17 protein-coding genes are annotated in these 19762 nt (G+C 67.4%); 6 read left to right on the plus strand and 11 right to left on the minus strand.

Features of this window, described 5'->3' with window-relative positions:
- Window positions 1-65 precede the first annotated feature (65 nt).
- Window positions 66-1049, minus strand: a complete 984-nt coding sequence (locus GYM46_RS11355; protein ID WP_008259003.1) for a glycosyltransferase family 9 protein — start codon at window positions 1047-1049, stop codon at window positions 66-68.
- Between the two features lie 100 nt (window positions 1050-1149).
- Here GYM46_RS11355 and GYM46_RS11360 point away from each other — a divergent pair, with 100 nt between their 5' ends.
- The 3 genes from GYM46_RS11360 (at window position 1150) to GYM46_RS11370 (ending at window position 3497) form a co-directional block, all read left to right on the plus strand.
- Entirely contained in the window at window positions 1150-1380 is a 231-nt protein-coding gene (locus GYM46_RS11360; protein WP_008260114.1) for a hypothetical protein, read from the plus strand.
- Window positions 1377-1922: a hypothetical protein gene (locus tag GYM46_RS11365; RefSeq protein WP_008258964.1), complete on the plus strand. Its 546-nt coding sequence runs from the start codon at window positions 1377-1379 to the stop codon at window positions 1920-1922. Before GYM46_RS11360 ends, GYM46_RS11365 begins: the two co-directional genes overlap by 4 nt.
- A 123-nt stretch (window positions 1923-2045) precedes the next feature.
- A complete protein-coding gene (locus GYM46_RS11370; protein WP_008260926.1) occupies window positions 2046-3497 on the plus strand; it encodes a hybrid sensor histidine kinase/response regulator in 1452 nt (483 codons plus the stop codon).
- 41 nt (window positions 3498-3538) lie between these two features.
- Here GYM46_RS11370 and GYM46_RS11375 read toward each other — a convergent pair whose 3' ends face one another.
- The 10 genes from GYM46_RS11375 to GYM46_RS11420 all read right to left on the minus strand — a co-directional run bounded on the left by GYM46_RS11375 (window position 3539) and on the right by GYM46_RS11420 (window position 14419).
- Window positions 3539-5110 (minus strand): PAS domain-containing hybrid sensor histidine kinase/response regulator, encoded by a 1572-nt coding sequence (locus tag GYM46_RS11375; protein WP_008261756.1) that lies wholly within the window; start codon window positions 5108-5110, stop codon window positions 3539-3541.
- 228 nt (window positions 5111-5338) lie between these two features.
- Window positions 5339-6700: a glutamate--cysteine ligase gene (locus GYM46_RS11380; RefSeq protein ID WP_008263221.1), complete on the minus strand. Its 1362-nt coding sequence runs from the start codon at window positions 6698-6700 to the stop codon at window positions 5339-5341.
- Between the two features lie 102 nt (window positions 6701-6802).
- Window positions 6803-7663 (minus strand): 16S rRNA (uracil(1498)-N(3))-methyltransferase, encoded by an 861-nt coding sequence (locus GYM46_RS11385; protein ID WP_040349740.1) that lies wholly within the window; start codon window positions 7661-7663, stop codon window positions 6803-6805.
- A 70-nt stretch (window positions 7664-7733) separates the two neighbouring features.
- On the minus strand, window positions 7734-8897 hold the full coding sequence (locus tag GYM46_RS11390; protein WP_008258988.1) for an acyl-CoA dehydrogenase family protein: 1164 nt from the start codon (window positions 8895-8897) through the stop codon (window positions 7734-7736).
- A gap of 171 nt (window positions 8898-9068) precedes the next feature.
- On the minus strand, window positions 9069-10853 hold the full coding sequence (locus GYM46_RS11395; RefSeq protein WP_008264142.1) for an acyl-CoA dehydrogenase C-terminal domain-containing protein: 1785 nt from the start codon (window positions 10851-10853) through the stop codon (window positions 9069-9071).
- Between the two features lie 3 nt (window positions 10854-10856).
- Entirely contained in the window at window positions 10857-11336 is a 480-nt protein-coding gene (locus GYM46_RS11400) for a MerR family transcriptional regulator (protein WP_008261152.1), read from the minus strand.
- Between the two features lie 180 nt (window positions 11337-11516).
- Window positions 11517-11933: a DoxX family protein gene (locus tag GYM46_RS11405; protein WP_008263834.1), complete on the minus strand. Its 417-nt coding sequence runs from the start codon at window positions 11931-11933 to the stop codon at window positions 11517-11519.
- Window positions 11934-12136: 203 nt separating this feature from the next.
- A complete protein-coding gene (locus tag GYM46_RS11410; protein ID WP_008264105.1) occupies window positions 12137-12358 on the minus strand; it encodes a helix-turn-helix domain-containing protein in 222 nt (73 codons plus the stop codon).
- Between the two features lie 10 nt (window positions 12359-12368).
- Window positions 12369-12887, minus strand: coding sequence for a DUF2975 domain-containing protein (locus GYM46_RS11415; RefSeq protein ID WP_156796459.1), 519 nt, complete (start codon window positions 12885-12887; stop codon window positions 12369-12371).
- A gap of 119 nt (window positions 12888-13006) precedes the next feature.
- Entirely contained in the window at window positions 13007-14419 is a 1413-nt protein-coding gene (locus GYM46_RS11420) for a protein adenylyltransferase SelO family protein (protein WP_008263973.1), read from the minus strand.
- Window positions 14420-14635: 216 nt separating this feature from the next.
- Here GYM46_RS11420 and nhaA point away from each other — a divergent pair, with 216 nt between their 5' ends.
- The 3 genes from nhaA to GYM46_RS11435 all read left to right on the plus strand — a co-directional run bounded on the left by nhaA (window position 14636) and on the right by GYM46_RS11435 (window position 19719).
- A complete protein-coding gene (nhaA, locus tag GYM46_RS11425) occupies window positions 14636-15829 on the plus strand; it encodes a Na+/H+ antiporter NhaA (RefSeq protein ID WP_008260132.1) in 1194 nt (397 codons plus the stop codon).
- Window positions 15830-16093: 264 nt separating this feature from the next.
- Entirely contained in the window at window positions 16094-18730 is a 2637-nt protein-coding gene (locus GYM46_RS11430) for a TonB-dependent receptor (RefSeq protein WP_040349739.1), read from the plus strand.
- A gap of 209 nt (window positions 18731-18939) precedes the next feature.
- A complete protein-coding gene (locus GYM46_RS11435) occupies window positions 18940-19719 on the plus strand; it encodes a hypothetical protein (protein ID WP_008259880.1) in 780 nt (259 codons plus the stop codon).
- Window positions 19720-19762: the final 43 nt, after the last annotated feature.

Genomic DNA, 19762 nt, shown 5'->3' on the forward strand with positions numbered 1-19762 from the left:
CGGATGCGGCACGGGTCGCGAAACGGCTAAACCTCTCCCTCCCCGGACGGGGAGGGAGATTGTCGTCAGCCCCGTTCCTTCAACAGCCGAACCGACGCCTTCAGCACCCGTTCCCACGGCAGGTCCATCATGTGCTGGATCGCCTGGTTCAGCCGGGGATCCAGCGCCTTGAACTCCTCGAAGCTGCGGGGGCCGCGCACGGCGACGCCGTTCCAGGGGCCGCGCGTCGCCTCGTCGGAGGGGCCGAAGGCGGCCACGACGGGGACGCCCGAGGCGACGGCCAGATGGGTCCAGATCGAGTCCGCGCCGACGTAGAGGCTGGCCTTCGACAGGGCGGCGACGGTCTGGAGCCGGGTGAGTTTGCCCTGGAGTTCGATGACGCGGGCGCGGGGGACGGCGTAGCGGATGGTGTGGGCCGCCTCGCGGTCGATCTCCTCGCCGACGAGCATCAGCCGGCCGCCCGCCAGGGGGCCGTCGTCGGCCAGCAGCTTGGTCGCCACCTTGGCGTAGCGTTCGGCGGGCCAGCGGCGGCCCATCCATTCAACGCCGGGGCCGATCGCCAGGATGGGCCGATCCTTTTCAGAATTGGCGCCGCCGGATGCGGGGATCAGGGCCTCGACCTGGGCGCGCGTCTGATCCGAGACATGGAGGCGGGGGGCCGGAACCTCATGCGGCTCCAGCTTCAGCACCGCGGCCGCCGCCTGGACCGCGTGCAGGCCGGGCTGAGCGGTCTTGTCGCGCACCGCCCGTTTCACACGGCGCAGCTTGCCCGACAGGTCCGAGCCGCGCATGTCCACGATCAGGCCCCACTTGGTCCCGCGCACCTGGTTCCACAGGGCGATCCAGTCGAAACGGCCTTCGCGCTCCAGCACCAGGAGGCGTTCCAGGCGCGGGGTGTCGGCGAACAGGGGGGCGCTGGCGGCCGAGCCGACGACGGTGAAGCCGGCCTCCGGCAGGCTGTCGACCAGATGCGCCAGAACGCCCGAGGACAGCACGGCGTCCTCGGCGTCGGCCTCGGCGATATAGAGGATGGGGAAACGCCCGATCATCCGTGGACCTCATACAGGGATTCTGGCCGGGGTTCAGCGTCAAACGCCCGTATCCACAGGCTGGTTTCCCCTGAAGACGCGATGGGCTAGAGCCACGGCCATGAGCAAGACCCCGAATTCGGCCCCCGATCCCGCCGCCCAGGCCGCCCTGGAACGGTTCAAGGCCCAGCGCGTGACGGCCATCTACCGCCTCGATCTGATCGCTCAAGGCGCGACCATCGCCTATGAGGACGGGACGCCGGTGGACATGGCGTCGGAGAAGACGCGGCTGGAGGCCGTCGTCGCCGACATGGATCGTCGCATCGCCCGGCTGGAGCGGGCGGGCGAGTGAGCCTGCCGCTGCTGCCCGACCGGACCTGCGGGGCTTGCGTCGAATGCTGTCGCGCCATTCCGCTGGACCTGCCCGAACTGGCCAAGCCGACCGGCGAGCTGTGCGCCTATTGCGTCGAGGCCGCCGGCTGTTCGGTTCATGAGATCCGGCCCCAGACCTGCCGGGTCTGGTTCTGCCTGTGGCGGGTGGTCGAGCTGTCGGACGACTGGCGGCCGGACCGCAGCGGGGTGATCGTGCGCCCCGACGGAATCGAGGACGGGGTCATCACCCTGTATGTCATCCGGCCGTCTGACTTCCTGGCCTCGCCGGACTTCTTCGCCACAGTGGCCGGCTGGATCGCCGAAGGGGTCGAGGTGGCGCTGAGCATTCCCGGCCCGGTCGGGACCTACCCCGCCCGCGCCGTCGTCACCGACTGGCTGCGGCCGGCGGTGGAGGCGGGCGATCCCGCCGCCTTCCTGGGGCGGGTGCTGCGGTCGCTGGACAAGCTGGCGGAGCATGATTTCCAGCCGGACGGGGTCGTGGCGCGCTACGCCGTGGCCTGAGCTGACGGCTTTGGGACGCGCGGCGCATACGGGGTTTCCGCAGGTTCGACTTAGCCGGTTCTTAACAGCGTTCCGTCAGTGATCGTCCTACAATAACCGTCGTCCAGAAAGGGCACCGCAGCTATGCACGAATGGGACGCCCTGCGTCGCCCGATATGGTTGTTCGATCCGGTCAGCCGGCGCGGCGTCTACGCCAATCCGGCGGCGCTGGAGCTATGGGAGGCGGACAGTCTGGAGGCCCTGCTGGCCCGTGGCTTCGGCCAGTTGTCGCCGGCGGCCGTGGCGCGCGTCGAACGGCTGGCGCGCGAGACCGCCGACGGGTCGGTCGTCTGCGACCAGTGGACCTTCTACCCCAACGGCCACCCGGTGACGGTGGCGGCGGTGATCTCGACCTATCTTCTGGAAGACGGGACGCCGGTGCTGCTGGTCGAGGCTTCGCCCATCGCGGCGGACGGCGACGAGAACCGCGCGGCCGAGGCCCTGCGCCATACCTCGACCCTGATCAGCCTGTTCGATCCCGAGGGGCGGCCGATCTTCTCCAATCCGGCGGCCTTCGCCGCCTACGGCACGGCGACCGACGGGTTCGAGGCGCGGTTCGCCGAGCCGGAGCGCGCGCCGCCGCTGCTGGCCGCCGCCCTGGCCGGAAACGCCGTCACCGACGTCTGCCAGGTCGTCACGCGTGACGGGCTGCGCTGGCATCAGCTCGACGTGCGGCCGGTCACGGATCCGGCGACCGGCCAGATGAGCGTGCTGCTGGACGAACGCGACGTGACCGCGCGGGTCCAGGCCCAGAACGCCCGCGCGGCGGCCGAGCAGAAGGCCGCCATGGCCGAGGCGCGCCAGGCCTTCCTGACCGAAATGTCGCACGAGCTGCGCACGCCGCTGAATACGGTGATCGGCTTCTCGGACCTGTTGGCGACGTCCAGTCTGAATGTCGAACAGGCCGACCATGTGGGGCGGATCAACAACGCCGGTCAGCGCCTGCTGTCGGTCGTCAACGAGATGATCGACCAGTCGGGCAGGGACGCCTCGGAAGGCGACGCCGCGCCCGCAGCGACCGGTCTGACCGTCGTCGAGTCAGAGGTCGGGGCGAAGGCTCCGGCCGAGTTTCCGGCCGAGGTTTCTGGGGCCTTCGAAGCCATCGAGACGGAAGGGTCGGGGCGGACGCCCAGGATCCTGTATGTCGATGATCACGACTGCAACCGGGCCCTGGTGGTCGCGGTGCTGGAGGTCCAGGGCATCGCCTGCGCCACGGCCGAGGACGGCGCCCAGGGGCTGGAAGCCGCCCGCACCGGCGACTGGGACCTGATCCTGATGGATATCCAGATGCCGGTCATGGACGGGGTCGCCGCCACCCGCGCCATCCGCGCCCTGCCGGGCCATCGCGGCGCCACCCCCATCGTGGCCCTGACCGCCAACACCCTGGCGGAACAGAAGGCCGAGTATTTCGCCGCCGGCATGGACGATTGCATGGCCAAGCCGATCAACATCGTCGAGCTGACCCACATGGTCCTGAGCTGGACCAGCAGCGACTGGCGCCGAAGCGGGCCGCCGCTGATCGCCGCCGTCGCCTGAAGGGGGCGCGCCGCGAGGCGCGCTTGTTTTTCAGGCGGTCTTCAGGCCGGCAGGACGGACTGGATGCCCGCCAGCAGACTGGCGGCGGTGATGGGCTTGGGCACATGGATGTCGGCGCCGGCCTGGATCGCCTGCTCGCGGTGCTGGGCCATGGCGTTGGCGCTCAGCATGATGATCGGCGTGTGGATGTTGGCGGCGCGCGTCGCTTCCAGTTCGCGGATCGTGCGGGTCGCCGTCAGCCCGTCCATGCCGGGCATCTGCATGTCCATCAGGATCACGTCGAAGCTGCCGGCCTGGAAGGCGGCGACGGCCTGGGCGCCGTCCTCGACCGTGATCAGTTCGACGGGGTGTCCGGCCAGGATCAGCTGAACCACGCGCTGGTTGGTCGGATGATCTTCCGCCAGCAGGACCCGGATCGTGTGCATCGGCGCCGGGACCTCGGCCGCCCGGGCGCGTTCGCCGGCGACATAGTCGGACAGGGAGGTGCTGCGGGCCAAGGGAATCTCGATCCTGAAGCGGCTGCCCTGTCCGGGCGTCGATTCGGCCGTGATCCGTCCCCCCATCATCTCCACCAGGGCGCGGCAGATCGACAGGCCCAGGCCCGTGCCGCCGAAGCGCCGGGTGATGGTGGCGTCGGCCTGGCTGAAGCGGTCGAACAGGCGGGGGGCGTGTTCGGCGTTGAAGCCGACGCCGGTGTCCTGGATATCCACGATCAGATGGGTCAGGCTGTCGTGGTCTTCGTCCAGGGCGATGCGGACGGAGACGCCGCCCTGGTGGGTGAATTTCACTGCGTTGGACAGGAGGTTGCCGATCACCTGGCGGATGCGGGTGCTGTCGCCGACGAAGACGCCGCGCGCCTCATCGTCGCGGATGACGTCGAATCTCAGGCCCTTTTCGTCGGCGCGGACACGCATGACGTCCAGCGGCGCGTCCAGGGCCTCGTCGAGGTCGAAGGGGCGGGTCTCCAGCGTCAGCTCGCCCGCCTCGATCTTGGAGACGTCGAGGATGTCGGACACCAGCCGTTCCAGGGTGACGCCGGACGCCCGGATCAGATTGACCATCTCGGTCTGGGCGGGATCCAGGGCGGTGCGGGACAGCGCATCGACGATGCCGATCACCCCGTTCAGGGGGGTTCGCACCTCGTGGCTCATATTGGCCAGGAAGTCGGACTTGGCGCGGCTGGCGGCCTCGGCGGCGGCCTTGGCCTCGATCAGGGCCTTTTCGGCGGCGACCTTGGCCGTCACGTCGCGCGCGACCGCATAGATTCGGTCGCCGAACCTCTGGGCGCGCCATTCCAGGGTGACGTAGTGGCCGTCCCTGTGCCGATAGCGATTGGTCTGACCCAGAACCGGGTCGCCGGGGCGGCGGTTCGTGACCTCCAGGATGGCCGTCTGTGTGGCGGGCTGGTCGTCGGGATGCACGAGACTGGGCAGAAGCTGACCGACCAGTTCATCGGGCCGATACCCCAGGACCGAGAACCAGGAGGCGCTGGCCTTGACCACCGGCCCGTCCAGTTCACGCACGACCAGAAGATCCAGCGACACGTCGAAGAAGGTGTCCAGATCCACGTCGGTCGGCGGTGGGCGCAGCGCCTCGGCGGGCGAACGGATCATTGCAGCAATTCCTCGCGAAGTGAATCAGCCACTACGCCAGATCGGTTAAGGCCGCATTTGCGCGCACGAGGTCGTTTCCACTGGGCTCATATGTCGCGTCGGTCTGGGTGAGGTCATGATCGCCGCACGGCTTGTCTTCGCCGCCCTCCGAACCGTCCCTGCGGCCTCGCTCAAAGATCGGCTTGAGAAGGGACAATGGGGCCGGTCCAGCGCGACGAGCCGCAGGTTTCAGTAGGCGAAGTCGGCGTAGATCCGTTTCACGTCGCCCTGCCAGACGCCGTGATACAGGTCCAGCAGGCGTTCGGCCGGAGTGATCCCGCTGTCGGCGATGTCTTCCAGTTCCGACAGATAGCCGCGCTCGTCCACCATGCCGCCCGAGAAGCGGGCGCGGTTCTTCAGGCCCTGTTTGGCGATATTGACCAGATCGACGGCGATGTCGCGCACGCTGCGGCCCGCCACCTCGGCCTTCAGGCCCAGACGGGTCACGTCGCGGCGCAGGCGCTCGTGGTCGGCGATGTCCCAGTCCTTGACCAGATCCCAGGCGGCGGCCAGCGACGGGGCGTCGTACAGGACCCCGGCCCACAGGGCGGGCAGGGCGCAGATCCGGCTCCACGGGCCGCCGTCGGCGCCGCGCATCTCCAGATAGGCCTTCAGCCGCACCTCGGGGAAGAGGGTGGTCAGATGGTCGTTCCAGTCCTTGATCGTCGGATATTCGCCCGGCAGGGCGGGCAGTCTGCCGGCCTGGAAATCGCGGAACGACTGGCCCGAGGCGTCGACATATTTGCCGTCGCGCTTGGCGAAATACATCGGGGTGTCCAGCGCATAGTCGGCATAGCGTTCGAAGCCGAACCCATCCTCGAACACAAAGCCCAGCATTCCGGTGCGGTCGGCGTCGGTGTCGGTCCAGACATTGGCCCGGGCCGACAGGAAGCCGTTCGGCCGACCCTCGGTGAAGGGCGAACAGGCGAACAGGGCGGTGGCGATCGGCTGCAGCGCCAGCGAGGTGCGGAACTTGGCCACCATGTCGGCTTCGGAATCGAAGTCCAGGTTGGCCTGGATGGTGCAGGTGCGCAGCATCATGTCCAGGCCCAGGGTGCCGACCTTGGGCATATAGGCGCGCATGATGTCGTAGCGGCCCTTGGGCATGACCGGCACCTGTTCGCGCGTCCACAGCGGGTCGAAGCCGGCGCCCAGGAAGCCGACGCCCAGCTGGTCGGCCACTTGCTTGACCTCCATCAGGTGCTGGCCGGTCTCGTTGCAGATGTCGTGGATGGTCTTCAGCGGGGCGCCGGACAGTTCGAACTGGCCGCCGGGCTCCAGGCTGACAGAGGCGATGAAGCCTTCGTCGTTGCGGCGCTCCAGCCCGATCAGGACGCCGTTCTCCTCGACCCGCGACCAGCCGAACCGCTGCAGGCCTTCCAGCATGGCCTTGATGCCGCTCGGCCCGTCGTAGGCGGGGCGGGCCAGGGTGGTCTTGTCGAAGCCGAACTTCTCGTGCTCGGCGCCGATCCGCCACTGGTCCTTGGGCTTGGCGCCCTTGGACATGGCTTCGATGAGGACGTCCCGGCTCAGCGGCGCGTTGTCGGTCATGCGTCAGATCCCCTCCGGCGCATCTGTGAGCGACCGTGTGTCGCGGCTAGATGGGCGAGGTTTGGGTCCGGCTCAAGGGGGCAGGAAATAGCGGAGTGAAAATCAACGCTCCCAATCGCCCACGGCCGCCTGCCACAAGGTCATGGCGGCGATGGCGGCGGTGTCGGCGCGCAGGATGCGCGGACCCAGAGAAACGGCGGTGGTGAACGGCAGGGACCGCAGGCGTTCGCCTTCTTCGGGCGAGAAACCGCCCTCGGGGCCGATCAGGATGGACCATTTTGGTTGACCTTCTCCCTCCCCGTCCGGGGAGGGGGGCGAAGGCGCAGCCGAAGCCGGGTGGGCAGGGCCAGGCAGGGCGTCCGGTTGCTCGGCCCGCCCCACCCCGTCGTCGCTGCGCGCCAACGCCCCTCCCCTGAGGGGGGAGGGAGAATAGGGTGCGAGCGCCCGCATCGCCGGCGCCCCTCCTGTCTCGTCGCAGAACATCAGCCGGCGTCCCGCCTCCCACTCGTCCAGCAGGGCGTCCAGTTTCACCGGATCATCGACCGGGGGCACGTCCAGCCGCCCGGTCTGTTCGGCGGCCTCTTCGGCGATGGCGTCCAGCCGGTCCAGGCGGATGCGGTCGGCGTTGGTCCGTTTGGTCAGGACCAGCCGCACCCTGCGCGCGCCCAACTCTGCGGCCTTCTCGACGATGGTCTCGACCCGGGCCTTCTTCACCACGGCGACGATCAGCTCCAGATCGGGGCCATAGGTCTGGGGCCGCGCCTGTTCCTCGGCGCGCAGGATGACGCCTTTCTTCAGGACTTCGGCGACGGTGCAGCGCCATTCGCCATCGCGGCCGTTGAACACCAGCAGTTCGTCCCCGACCTTCAGCCGCATGACCTGGGTCAGATAGCGCGACTGGTCGAGCGTGGGGGCGACGGCGGCGGCGGCGGCGAGGGGGGAAGGGACGTGAAGACGGATCATGTCCGCCTTCCTATCTCCGTCCCTTCCATCCGTCATCCTCAGGCTTGACCGAGGATGACGGAGGGGGCGATCAGAGGGTGCGCGCGATCAGCAGCTTCATGATCTCGTTCGTGCCGCCGTAGATCCGTTGCACCCGCGCGTCCTTGTACAGCTGGGCGATGGCGTATTCGTTCATGTAGCCATAGCCGCCGTGCAGTTGCAGCATCTCGTCGATGGTCTCGCCCTGGATGTCCGTGACCCAGTATTTGGCCATGGAGGCCGTGGCGGCGTCGAGCTGGCCCTTGAGGTGCAGGCCGATACAGTGGTCGACGAAGACCTTGGCGACCGTGAGTTTCGTCTTCACCTCGGCCAGTTTGAACTGGGTGTTCTGGAAGTCGATGACCCGCTTGCCGAAGGCCTTGCGTTCCTTGACGTAGGCGAGGGTCGCCTCCAGCCCGCGCTCGGCGGCGGCGACGCCCTGGACGGCGATGTTCAGACGTTCCTGGGGCAGTTGCTGCATCAGCTGGACGAAGCCCTGGCCCTCGGCGCCGCCGATGATGTTGTCGCCGGGGACCTTCACGTCGTTGAAGAACAGCTCGGAGGTGTCGTTCCCCTCCATGCCGATCTTGTGCAGGTTCCGGCCGCGTTCGAAGCCTTCGGCGCCGTCCGTTTCGACCACGATCAGGGAGGTGCCCTTGGCGCCCTCGGCCGGGTCGGTCTTGGCGACCACGATGATGAAGTTGGCCAGTTGGCCGTTGGTGATGAAGGTCTTGGAGCCGTTGACGACATAGCCGTTGCCGGACTTGACCGCCGTGGTCTTGACCCCTTGCAGGTCGGAGCCCGCGCCCGGTTCGGTCATGGCGATGGCGCCGACCAGTTCGCCGGACTGGAGCCGGGGCAGCCAGCGCGCCTTCTGCTCCTCGGTGCCATAGTGCCAGATGTAGGGGGCGACGATGGCGTTGTGCAGGCTGATGCCGAAATGGTCCGCGCCCTTCCAGCCCAGCTGGCGCATCAGCACCACCTCGTGCCGATAGTCGCCGCCCATGCCGCCGTCTTCTTCCGGCATGGACAGGCCCAGCAGGCCGTCGGCGCCGGCCTGGCTCCACAGGTCGCGCGGCACGGACGAGTTGGCGATCCAGGACTGGACCTTTTCCGGCGGCGCGTGCTCGTCGATCCATTTGCCGACGCTGTCGGAGAAGAGGACAATCTCCTCTTCACGCATGAAATCGGGGTCGGGGCTGTTGAGGATGTTCATGAGCGTTTCCTGGACGTCTCCCTCCCCGTCCGGGGAGGGGGGCCGCGAAGCGGCCGGGTGGGGACGGCAGGGTGAGCGGGCTCGGTCTTTGTGTCGCCGAGCCCTCCCCACCCGGTCGTCGCTGCGCGTCGACCGCCCTCCCCCGAGGGGGAGGGAGAGGTTAGCGCCGGCTCAGAACGCTTCGGCCGGCATGGCCATCAGCACGTCCGCGCCGGTCTTCAGCTTGGCCAGATGGGCGCCGGCGTCGGGCAGGATGCGCTCGACGAAGTAGCGGCCGGTCTGGAGCTTGGTGGCGTAGTAGGGGTCGGTCGAGCCGGCCTCGACCTGGGCCTGGGCGACCTTGGCCATCTGGGCCCACATATAGGCCAGCGCCGTCAGGCCGAAGACGTTCAGATAGTCGGTCGAGGCGGCGCCGGCGTTGTCCGGGTTGGCCATGCCGTTCTGCATCAGCCACATGGTGCCTTCCTGCAGCTTCTTCTTGGCGTCGGCCAGGCCGTCGACGAAGGGCTTGATCGCCTCGTTCGCGCCGTTTTCGGCCACGAAGGCGTCGATCTCGCCGAACCAGGTCATGATGGCGCGGCCGCCGTGGGCCGGCAGCTTGCGGCCGACCAGGTCCAGCGCCTGGATGCCGTTCGTGCCCTCGTAGATCATGGTGATGCGGGCATCACGCAGATACTGGCTGGCCGGGAAGTGTTCGGTATAGCCCGAACCGCCGTGAACCTGCATGGCCAGCGAGGCGACGTGGAAGCCCTTGTCGGTCAGATAGGCCTTCAGCACGGGCGTCAGCAGGCCCATGTAGTCCTTGGCCTTGGTTGCGACGGCCTCGTCTTCCGACTTCTCCAGATCGGCGTGCAGGGCGGTCCACAGGATGAAGGCCTGGCCGCCTTCGACGAAGGCGCGGGCCTCCAGCAGCATGCGGCGCACGTCGGGGTGGACGATGATCGGATCGGCCGGGCCTTCGGGGTTCTTGGGTCCGGTCAGGCTGCGGCCCTGCAGGCGGTCCTTGGCGAACTCGGCGGCGGCCTGATAGGCGGCGGTGCCGATGGCCAGGCCCTGCAGGCCGGTGCCCAGGCGGGCCTCGTTCATCACCACGAACATATTGTTCATGCCGCGGCCTTCCTCGCCCAGCAGCCAGCCCTTGGCGCCGTCATACTGCATGACGCAGGTGGCGTTGCCGTGGATGCCCATCTTGTGCTCGAGGCCGGCGCATTCGAGGGTGTTGCGCTCGCCCAGCGAGCCGTCCTCGTTGACCAGATATTTGGGCACGACGAACAGGGACAGGCCCTTGATGCCCGGAACCGCGCCTTCGATGCGGGCCAGGACGGTGTGGATGATATTGTCCGAGAAGTCGTGTTCGCCGGCCGAGATCCAGATCTTCTGGCCGGTGATCGAATAGGAGCCGTCGCCGTTCGGCACGGCCTTGGTGCGGACCATGCCCAGGTCCGTGCCGCACTGGGGCTCGGTCAGGTTCATGGTGCCGGACCATTCGCCCGAGACCATCTTGGGCAGGTATTTGGCCTTGATCTCGTCCGAGGCGCTGGCGTGGATGCCGGCATAGGCGGACGACGTCAGGCCCGGATACATGGAGAAGGCCGCCGAGGCGCCGGCGGTCATCTGACCGAAGGCCGAGGCGACGATGCTGGGCATGCCCTGGCCGCCGTAGGCCGGATCGGCGGCCAGCGCCATCCAGCCGGCTTCAGACATGGCCTTGTAGGCTTCCTTCCAGCCCTTGGGACCGGTGACGACGCCGCCCTCGGACCAGTGGCAGCCTTCCTTGTCGCCCGGATTGTTGATCGGGGCGATGACCTCGTCGGCGAACTTGCCGCCTTCTTCCAGAATCTGGCCGACCAGGTCCGAAGACACGTCCTGGAAGCCGGGCTGGTTGGTGTAGCGGTCGATCTCCAGCACTTCATTCAGGATGAAGGTGAAATCGCGGACGGGCGACTTGTAGGCCATGGGTCAGGCTCTCGCTTTGAAGGGGTGATGGTCGTGGTTGAGGCGTGCGCGCAGCAGCTTCTCATAGTCTTCGGCACCGGGCAGCAGGTCCGGCCGGTGTTCGCCCAGCTTGGACTCCATCCAGGCGCAGGCGTCTTCCGCCGTCTGGATGGCGCCTTCGATGTCTTCCAACTGCTGCTTCAGGGCGGCGATCTGGGCGCGGTGGCGTCTCAGGGCCACCGCCATCTGGTGGACGTTGTGATCCTTGCGGTCATACAGGTCCAGCATCTCCTGGATTTCCTGCAGGGTGAAGCCGATGCGGCGGCCTCTCAGGATCAGTTTCAGCCGCGCGCGGTCGCGGGAATCATAGACGCGCGTCTGCCCCTTGCGGGCCGGCGTCAGCAGACCCTTGTCCTCGTAGAATCTGAGGGCGCGGGCCGTGGCGTCGAACTCGCGGCACAGCTGGCGAATGGAATAGGTGCGGTGATCGTCGGCGGTGGCCATGCGGGCACCATAACTTTACGTGCGCGTAAAGGAAAGGCTTTACGTGCGCGTAAGGGTAAGCTTTCGCCGAGATGGACGGCAGGCAAAGAAAAGCCCGGAGCCAGGGGGGAGAAGGCTCCGGGCGCGACACACCGGGACAGGAGGGGGAGAGGGTCCCGGCGATCGATCTTCAGGGGCGGGTCAGGCCGTGCGGCGACCCAGCAGAACCGGGATGGTGAAGCCCAGCAGAATGAGGTTGACCACGGCCAGGCCGATGTCCTGGCTGAGGGCGTGGATGATCAGCATGGTCGATTCCAGCACGATCAGGCCGGCGGCCGAGGTCAGCAGCAGGGGGCGGCCGACGCGCCAGGAGATCAGCGGGGCCAGAACGCCCAGCGCCAGCACCAGCTCGACCACGCCCATGCCGCGCACCATGTTCTCGGGCGCGACGGCGGGCCAGCCCATCAGGGTGATGAGGTTGGTCATCGGCTCCGTCAGCTTGGCGTAGCCGGCGGCGATGAAGAACATCGCGATCCAGCCCTGCAGCGTCCACAGGGTGATGTTCTTGTAGGCGGCGCGGCTGCGGGCCTGGGCGACGGGCAGATGGGTTGTGGTCATCGGGAGGGGCCTGATTGGTAACAGTTGCGATATCGGATTGAGCGGCTCCGTTCGCAAGGGGGTATCTAGAGGCCCTTTCATCATTTGTCATCACGCGATGACATCAATTGATGACATCAGTTGATGACTTTGTGTTTCAGGGGCGGCGCGAGTGGCCCGATTCGCACCGACCCTGCAACGGGTTCTGACGATATTTCAGCCGATCAGGGTTCTTCCGATTGGGGCCCCGGCGTCTGGACGATCAGGTCGCCGGGCTGGCAGTCCAGTTCGCGACACAGGGCGTCCAGGGTGGAAAAGCGGACGGCGCGGGCCTTGCCGGTCTTCAGGATCGACAGATTGGCCAGGGTGACGCCGACGCGGTCGGACAGTTCGGTCAGGGACATGCGGCGTTCGAGCAGCAGCCGGTCCAGCTGGATCATGATCATGGCGCGTCTCTCAGACCGTGGTCAGTTGTTCGTCGCGCATGGCCGCGCCCTGGCGGAACACCTCGGCCAGGATGAAGACCACCAGGATGCCCAGCCAGGATCCGAGGTCGAAGTCATAGTCCGAGGCCGACTGGCCGATGGCCTGGGGTGCGACGATGGACAGCATCAGGGAGGTCAGCTGAATACCCAGCAGGCCAAACCCGACGGCCTGGAGCCGTTTGACATTGGCGAACTCGAAGGCGTCGCCCTGGTTCACCGAAAGCAGGATGCGGCGCAGCCGATTGATGACCCACCAAGTCAGGCCGCAGGCCAGGAAGCCCCCCAGCAGGGTCAGGCGACCGGTCAGCTCGTAGTTTCCGTCAGGATCCGCCGCCCCGTCGCGCAGCGGCTCCATCCAGTCGACGCCGATGATCATGCTGGCGACTAGGAGGACGCCCACGGCGACGGCTCCGATCGTGACGAAGACGTTGAAGAAGCCCAACAGCCAACGCAGTGCGCTGGCGGCCGAATATTTGCCCACGAGTTTCATCCGATAGCCCTCCATTGGGGTCGCCCTCCGCGACGCCTTCGTGACTATCGATATGGATTTATCGATAAACGGGCAAGAGCATTATCGATAAACGAGATGAAGCTTTCGTAAGGTTCGGCTCAGGCGGTGAACCCCCAGGCCGTGCGGGCGGCCTCCAGCCGGGCCAGCTTGGCGTAGAAGGGCGCCCAGTCGTCGGCGGCGTCGATGGCGGCCCAGATCGCCTCGACCTCGTCGATCAGCATCTCCTCCGGCTCGCGGGCGGCGAACATGGGATGCTCCAGCCGTTCGATCCGGTCGGGCTCATGTTCCATCAGGGCGAAGCGGAAAACGTCGAAGGCCTCGCCCTGGTACAGTCTGGCGCGCGGCCCCGACAGGGCGCGGGCCGAGGAGGCGAAGCCGCCGAACCAGTCGAAGAACAGAGGCTCCCACCGCAGGGCCTCGCCGCCTTCGCGCAACAGGGCCAGGGTCGCATCGACCAGCCGCTGGTCAGCCGCCTCGCCCAGGCTGAGCACGCCCAGCCGCATCAGGAAGGCGGCGCGCAGTTCGCGGATATAGGCCGGGCCGAAGCTGTTCAGGGCGTCGGTCAGGGGCTCGGCCCCGGCGACCAGTTTCAGACAGCCGGCCAGTTGCGTCAGGTTCCAGAACACCGCCTCGGGCTGGCGCGCGAAGGCGTAGAGGCCGGTCTGGTCGAAATAGGCGGCGGTGAAGGCCGGGTCGTATTCGGGCAGGAAGCGCCAGGGGCCATAGTCGAAACTCTCGCCCGTGACGTTCAGATTGTCGGTGTTCAGCACGCCATGGACGAAGCCGGCCGCGATCCAGCGGGCGGTCAGTCGGGCCGAGGCCTCGACGACGGCGCGCAGCAGGCCGGGCGCGTCCCCGGCGGCGACCGTCGGGTGATAAAGAGTGCGGACGTGTTCGATCAGGGTCTCGATCTGATCGGCGCGACCCAGATAGGCGGCGCGCTGGAAGGTTCCGAAGCGGATATGGGAGTGTGACAGGCGCACCAGGACAGCCGAACGAGTCGGCGACGGCTCGTCCCCCCGCTCCAGCGCCTCGCCGGTCTCGATCAGGGAGAAGGCCCGGCTGGTGGGGACGCCCTGGGCCTCCAGCATCGACGCGGCCAGCACCTCGCGCACCCCGCCCTTCAGCGTCAGCCGCCCGTCGCCGCCGCGCGACCAGGGCGTCGTGCCCGAACCCTTGGTGCCTAAATCAAGCAACCGGCCGGAGGCGTCGCGCATCTGCGCGGCCAGAAAACCCCGCCCGTCGCCCAGGTCCGGATTGTATTGGCGGAACTGGTGCCCGTGATAGCGCATGGCGAGAGGGCCGGGCTGACCGGGCAGGGGCGCGAACCGGCCGAAGGCGGCGATCCATTCGGCGTCGTCCAGCCCCTCCAGCCCCACATCCGCGGCGGCGCGGTCGTTGCGGAACCGCAGCACGGCCTGGGGAAAATCGGCCGCCTGGACGGCGTCGGCGAAATCGGGGCCCAGATCGAAGACGCGCGCTTCGGGGCGATAGGCGGGGGAGGGGGGCATGGGGGCTAGGTGCGACCGCCGCATCTGTTTCGCAAGTCGCCTATGGTGACGGTTTCGGTTGAACCTCTGGGCCCATGCCGTATTCTTGTCGGCAGACATCAGGCTGCGCTTGCGGCCAGGCTGGCGCCGTCTTCACACGATGAAGCGGCGAACCCGGTCCGACGCCCGTCGATAACCTGGCGTCACGACAGCTCATCCTTTCGATCGGAGGCCGCCGTGGCGCGCAAACTGACTCTCGACTTCCTCAAGACCGAGGCCGCGTCCGGCTCGGCCCTGGCCCTGGCGGCCATCGCGGCGGTGCTGGTGGCCAACTCGCCCTGGTCGGCGGACTATTTCACCTGGCTGAAGAGCTATCATGTGCTTCAGATCGGTCCGATCCGGCTGGAGGAATCGATCTCCGACTGGATCAAGGAAGGCCTGATGGCGATCTTCTTCCTCGTCGTGGGGCTGGAGATCAAATACGAGATCGTGCGCGGGGAGCTGAGCGACCCGCGCAAGCTGGCGACGCCGGTGCTGGCGGCCCTGGGCGGCATGGCCGGGCCGGCCGCCGTCTATCTGCTGCTGTCGGCGACGATGGGGGCGCCCCATGCGGGCTGGCCCATTCCGCTGGCCACCGACATCGCCTTCGCCCTGGCCATCTTCGGCTTCGTCGGCAAGGGCCTGCCGTCGTCGCTGCGGGTCTTCCTGCTGACCCTGGCCATCGTCGACGACCTGGGGGCCATCGCCCTGATCGCGGTCCTGTTCAGCGAGGGGGCCAACTGGGCGCCGCTGTTCTGGGCCCTGGGCCTGATCGCCGTGGGCGGCCTGGTGGCGCACCGGATCCGGATCCCGACGCCCTTCTGGGTGCTGGGCTTTGCGGCGGTCTGGTATCTGACGGTCCTGTCGGGGCTGAGCACCTCTCTGACCGCCGTGGCCTTCGCCATGATCGTGCCGATCGCGGCGCGCAAGGAGGATCACCAGAGCCCGCTGAAGGAGGCGATGCACGACCTGCATCCGTGGAACGCCTTCCTGGTCCTGCCGCTGTTCGCCTTCGCCAAGGCGGGAGTGTCCTTCGCCGGTCTGACGATGGATCAGGCCCTCGCGCCCCTGGTCGTCGCCATCGCCCTGGGCCTGTTCTTCGGCAAGCAGATCGGCGTGCTGGGCATGGCCTGGCTGGCCTCGGCCCTGAGGATCGGTGCCCGGCCGACCGACGCCACCTGGCTGCAGGTCTATGGGGTGTCGCTGCTGTGCGGCGTGGGCTTCACCATGAGCCTGTTCATCGGCGTCCTGGCATTCCCCGGCGCGGTCGATTCGCCCGAACAGGTCGAGGTCAAGCTGGGCGTCATCGGCGGCTCGATCCTGTCGGCCGTGGCGGCGGCTGTCGTTCTGGGTCTGGCGGGCCGGACCCGGTCGAAGGTCAGGGGCGAATAGCCCCCGATTTCGCCGCGAAAGCCGCGACTGCGGTGCAAAAACTGACCTAGCGTAAGCGTTTTCTGTCTCTTCCTTGTCACAGGAAGGTCGAACTGCGGCGAAAAATCGTCGCGGGTAACAACGCTCGCTTGTAGCTCACGCCCAAGCGGGCTTAGCCTCTGCGGTACTGAACGCGTCTCCACGCAGAGGCGCGTCGATTGGGAACTAGGAAACGCTGCGGTCTCGCTCCGCGTGACCGGGCTTCAGAGCCGGGAGGACGCTTTCATGCGCCACACTAACCGCTATCTCCGGACCACCGTGTCCGCCGCCGTCGTCGGCGCCGCCGTGTTCGGCTTCGCTGGGATCGCCGCCGCCCAGGAGGCGCCCGCCAGCGTGGACGACATCATCGTCACCGCCCAGAAGCGCGAACAGAGCCTGCAGGACGTGCCGATCGTGGTCACGACCCTGTCGCAGGAAGTGCTGGACGGCGCCGGGGTGCAGGACATCAAGGATCTGCAGATCCTGACGCCGGGCATGACCGTCACCTCGACCCAGTCGGAAGCCTCGACCACGGTCCGTATCCGCGGCGCCGGCACCGTCGGCGACAACCCCGGTCTGGAATCCTCGGTCGGCGTCGTGATCGACGGCGTCTATCGCTCGCGCAACTCGGTCGGCTTCGGCGACCTGGGCGAACTGAGCCGCATCGAGGTGCTGAAGGGGCCGCAGGGCACCCTGTTCGGCAAGAACACCTCGGCCGGGGTCATCAACATCATCACCGAACGCCCGTCGTTCGACCCGTCGGTTTCGGCCGAACTGACCGCCGGCAACTACGGCGCCATGGGCGGCTCGGTCTCGGCGACCGGCCCGCTCAGCGACATCATCGCCGGCCGCATCTTCGTGGCGCACCGCGAGCGCGACGGCTTCTATGACGTCAACGTCGGCGACGGCCCGCGCACCCTGACCGAGGACAACACCCAGGACTACTGGACCGGTCGCGGCCAGCTGCTGATCCTGCCCAGCGACGAGGTGTCGATCCGCCTGATCGCCGACTACACCAAGCGCGACGAATTCTGCTGCTCGGCGGTTCAGACCCGCGTCGGCCCGACCCAGGCCTTCATCGCCGCCCTGGCCGCGCCGAACGGCCCCGGCCAGCGGCCGCCCGTCGCCGGCTTCGGCACGGTGCCCTTCAGCCGCACCGCCTATTCGAACCGCGAGACGCCTCAAGAGATCGAGGACATGGGCCTGTCGGCGGAAGCCACCATCGACCTGCCCAGCCTGAACGCCACCCTGACGTCGCAGACCTCGTGGCGCGACTGGTCGTTCCAGCAGGGGATGGACCTGGACTATACGGGCGCCGACATCCTTCACCGCGAGAATGACGGGTCCAACGGCTACGGCGTCGACAACCTGACCCAGGAATTCCGTCTGGCCGGCGCGACGGACAAGTTCGACTGGCTGGTCGGCCTGTTCGCCACCAAGGAAGGCGTCTATCGCGACGACTCCTATTCCTACGGCGCGGACTACAACGGCTTCGCCTCCTTCCTGCTGACGGCGACCCTGCCGGCCGCCGTGGGGGGACCGAGCCCCAGCCGCCTGGGCTGTTTCACCAATCCGCAGGGCTTCCTGGTCACCGCCGCCGCGCCGAACACCCCGCTCTGCGTCGTCGGCGCCGTGGCGCCCAGCGCCGCCGCCCCGACCTTCGCGGCGGGCAAGGCCTATGAGGACCACTATTCCCAGCGGTCGGAATCGGTGGCCCTGTTCACCAACAACACCTGGCGGGTGACCGAGGCCTTCGACCTGAACCTGGGCCTGCGCTACACCTATGACAGCAAGCGTCTGCTGGGGGTTCAGGACAATCTGGGAAGCAATGGCGCGGCCTGCGGCGGCGCCCTGGCGAACCAGAATCCGGCCAACCGCGCGCCGTCGGCCATCCCCGGCACCGTCAATGTGGGGACCCCGGCCGCGGCTGTGGGCCTGCTGTGCCTGCCCTGGTCGAACCCGCTCTATGACAATCGCCGGATCCAGGAGAAGTTCAGCGACACCGACATCAGCGGCACGTTCAAGGGCTCCTACCGGTTCAACGACGCCGTCATGGCCTACGCCTCCTATGCGCGGGGCTACAAGGGCGCGGGCTACAACATGGACCGGGTGCAGACGGGGGTGACGCCGGACGCCTCGCTGTTCTTCGACGCCGAGACGGTGGACAGCTACGAGCTGGGGGTGAAGACGACCCTGTTCAACCGCTCGATGCTGCTGAACCTCACCTACTTCGATCAGAAGTTCGAGAACTTCCAGCTCAACACCTTCCTGGGCACCGCCTTCGTGGTGGAATCCATCCCGGAACTGACCTCGCGCGGCGTCGACGCCGACATGGTCTGGTTCACCCCGGTCGAGGGCCTGATGTTCCAGGGCGGCGTCACCTATACGGACGCCAAGTACAACGACTTCACCGCCGCCGACCTGTCGAACCCGGCGCGCTTCCCCGCCCTGTCCCTGCTGCCGGGCGCCCGCGCCTCGTTCGCTCCGGAATGGTCGCTGACCGGCGCCCTGGCCTTCGACCGCTCGCTGGGCGGCGGCCTGCGCGGCGGCTTCAACCTGTCGGCTAAATATTCGACCGACTACAACACCGGTTCGGACCTGCTGCCTTACAAGGACCAGGAGGCCTTCACCGTCGTCAACGGCCGCATCACCATCGGGTCGGAAGACGAACGCTGGACCATCGACGTCTGGGGCCAGAACCTGCTGCAGGAAGAATACACCCAGGTCGGCTTCGCCGCTCCGCTGCAGGGCACGGCCTTCACCAACACCACCACGCCCCAGGCGAACGGCACCTACTATAATATCGCCACCGACACGGCGACCTACAACGCCTACCTGGGCGCCCCGCGCACCTGGGGCGTGACGCTGAAGGTCAAATACTGATCGTCCAGCCGCCCGGGCCGTAAGGCTCAAAGGGGGGAACGACGAAGGGCCGACCGGGAAACCGGTCGGCCCTTTTTCTTGGGCCTTTCATACGATCGTAGAGGTTTGTTGGCTCTCTAACGGGAGTTGTCTGCGGTCCTTGGGAGGCCTGAAGTCGTGACCAGATCTGCACCGCCTTATGCGAGCTCGCGTGGCCTGGAGCGGGTTCGATGAGGGCGAAATCCGACCAGGGCGAAGGTCGAACCGGTCCATCAACGGGATTGCCGCGCCGGGCGGTGCTGGCCGGTCTGGGCGGAAGCCTGGCAGGCTGCCTCGATCAGGACAGGCCCCCGTCGGGCAATCAGCTGGGATCGCGTTTCCGTCTAACGCTGGAGGTTCTGATCGACGGTCGGCCGATCCGTGGCAGTTCGATCCGTCAGTTCAAGTATTTCAACGACCCCGGTTGGTTCCCCTCGGACGGCGCCGGTCAGTCGTCCTGGCAAGGCGACGCCACGCCGCTGGCGCTCCCGGGCGGCGCCTATCTGTTCGCCATGCTCGAGGGCTATGTGATCGTGGATGGCCATCGTCGGCGTTCCTATGGCCCGTGGACGGCCTACGGTGTGGTGCTGGGCCGCCTCGGTAAACGGGTCGTGACCCAGAGCGACTATGAAGCCCTGTCGGCGGGCGAGCGGCAGAACGTCGTCAGCCCCGCCCAGGCGCGGGCGCTCGTCGGTACGGCGCCCATCGTCCTCGCGCTGGACGAACTACCGATCCTCGCTCTGTTCCGGACGCCTAGTGTCCCGGGCAGCGGATTGATCCTCCTGCCCGAGGATTTGCCGAAGCAATTCCCCAGTCTGACCTGGGGGCGATGCACGGTGCAGGTCACCGACGAACCGCTCGACATCGGGCAGGTCGAGAAGATCATGCCGTGGACGAGCCAGAGGGGCCGGGGCGCCTATTCGCCCGACGGCATCGGATTCGTAGCGCAAGAATTTTCGAGGAATTGGTAGAGGGGCTACACGTTCCGCTCAGTCTGTTCCGGTCCGGATCAAC

The organism is Brevundimonas mediterranea (assembly GCF_011064825.1).
Lineage (GTDB): Bacteria > Pseudomonadota > Alphaproteobacteria > Caulobacterales > Caulobacteraceae > Brevundimonas > Brevundimonas mediterranea_A.

Bases quoted from the DNA above. Each gene is read 5' to 3' on its own strand.
- GYM46_RS11355 (WP_008259003.1), bottom strand. From the start codon at position 1,049: ATGATCGGGCGTTTCCCCATCCTCTATATCGCCGAGGCCGACGCCGAG.
- GYM46_RS11360 (WP_008260114.1), top strand. From the start codon at position 1,150: ATGAGCAAGACCCCGAATTCGGCCCCCGATCCCGCCGCCCAGGCCGCC.
- GYM46_RS11370 (WP_008260926.1), top strand. From the start codon at position 2,046: ATGCACGAATGGGACGCCCTGCGTCGCCCGATATGGTTGTTCGATCCG.
- GYM46_RS11375 (WP_008261756.1), bottom strand. From the start codon at position 5,110: ATGATCCGTTCGCCCGCCGAGGCGCTGCGCCCACCGCCGACCGACGTG.
- GYM46_RS11380 (WP_008263221.1), bottom strand. From the start codon at position 6,700: ATGACCGACAACGCGCCGCTGAGCCGGGACGTCCTCATCGAAGCCATG.
- GYM46_RS11385 (WP_040349740.1), bottom strand. From the start codon at position 7,663: ATGATCCGTCTTCACGTCCCTTCCCCCCTCGCCGCCGCCGCCGCCGTC.
- GYM46_RS11390 (WP_008258988.1), bottom strand. From the start codon at position 8,897: ATGAACATCCTCAACAGCCCCGACCCCGATTTCATGCGTGAAGAGGAG.
- GYM46_RS11395 (WP_008264142.1), bottom strand. From the start codon at position 10,853: ATGGCCTACAAGTCGCCCGTCCGCGATTTCACCTTCATCCTGAATGAA.
- GYM46_RS11400 (WP_008261152.1), bottom strand. From the start codon at position 11,336: ATGGCCACCGCCGACGATCACCGCACCTATTCCATTCGCCAGCTGTGC.
- GYM46_RS11405 (WP_008263834.1), bottom strand. From the start codon at position 11,933: ATGACCACAACCCATCTGCCCGTCGCCCAGGCCCGCAGCCGCGCCGCC.
- GYM46_RS11410 (WP_008264105.1), bottom strand. From the start codon at position 12,358: ATGATCATGATCCAGCTGGACCGGCTGCTGCTCGAACGCCGCATGTCC.
- GYM46_RS11415 (WP_156796459.1), bottom strand. From the start codon at position 12,887: ATGAAACTCGTGGGCAAATATTCGGCCGCCAGCGCACTGCGTTGGCTG.
- GYM46_RS11420 (WP_008263973.1), bottom strand. From the start codon at position 14,419: ATGCCCCCCTCCCCCGCCTATCGCCCCGAAGCGCGCGTCTTCGATCTG.
- GYM46_RS11430 (WP_040349739.1), top strand. From the start codon at position 16,094: ATGCGCCACACTAACCGCTATCTCCGGACCACCGTGTCCGCCGCCGTC.
- GYM46_RS11435 (WP_008259880.1), top strand. From the start codon at position 18,940: ATGAGGGCGAAATCCGACCAGGGCGAAGGTCGAACCGGTCCATCAACG.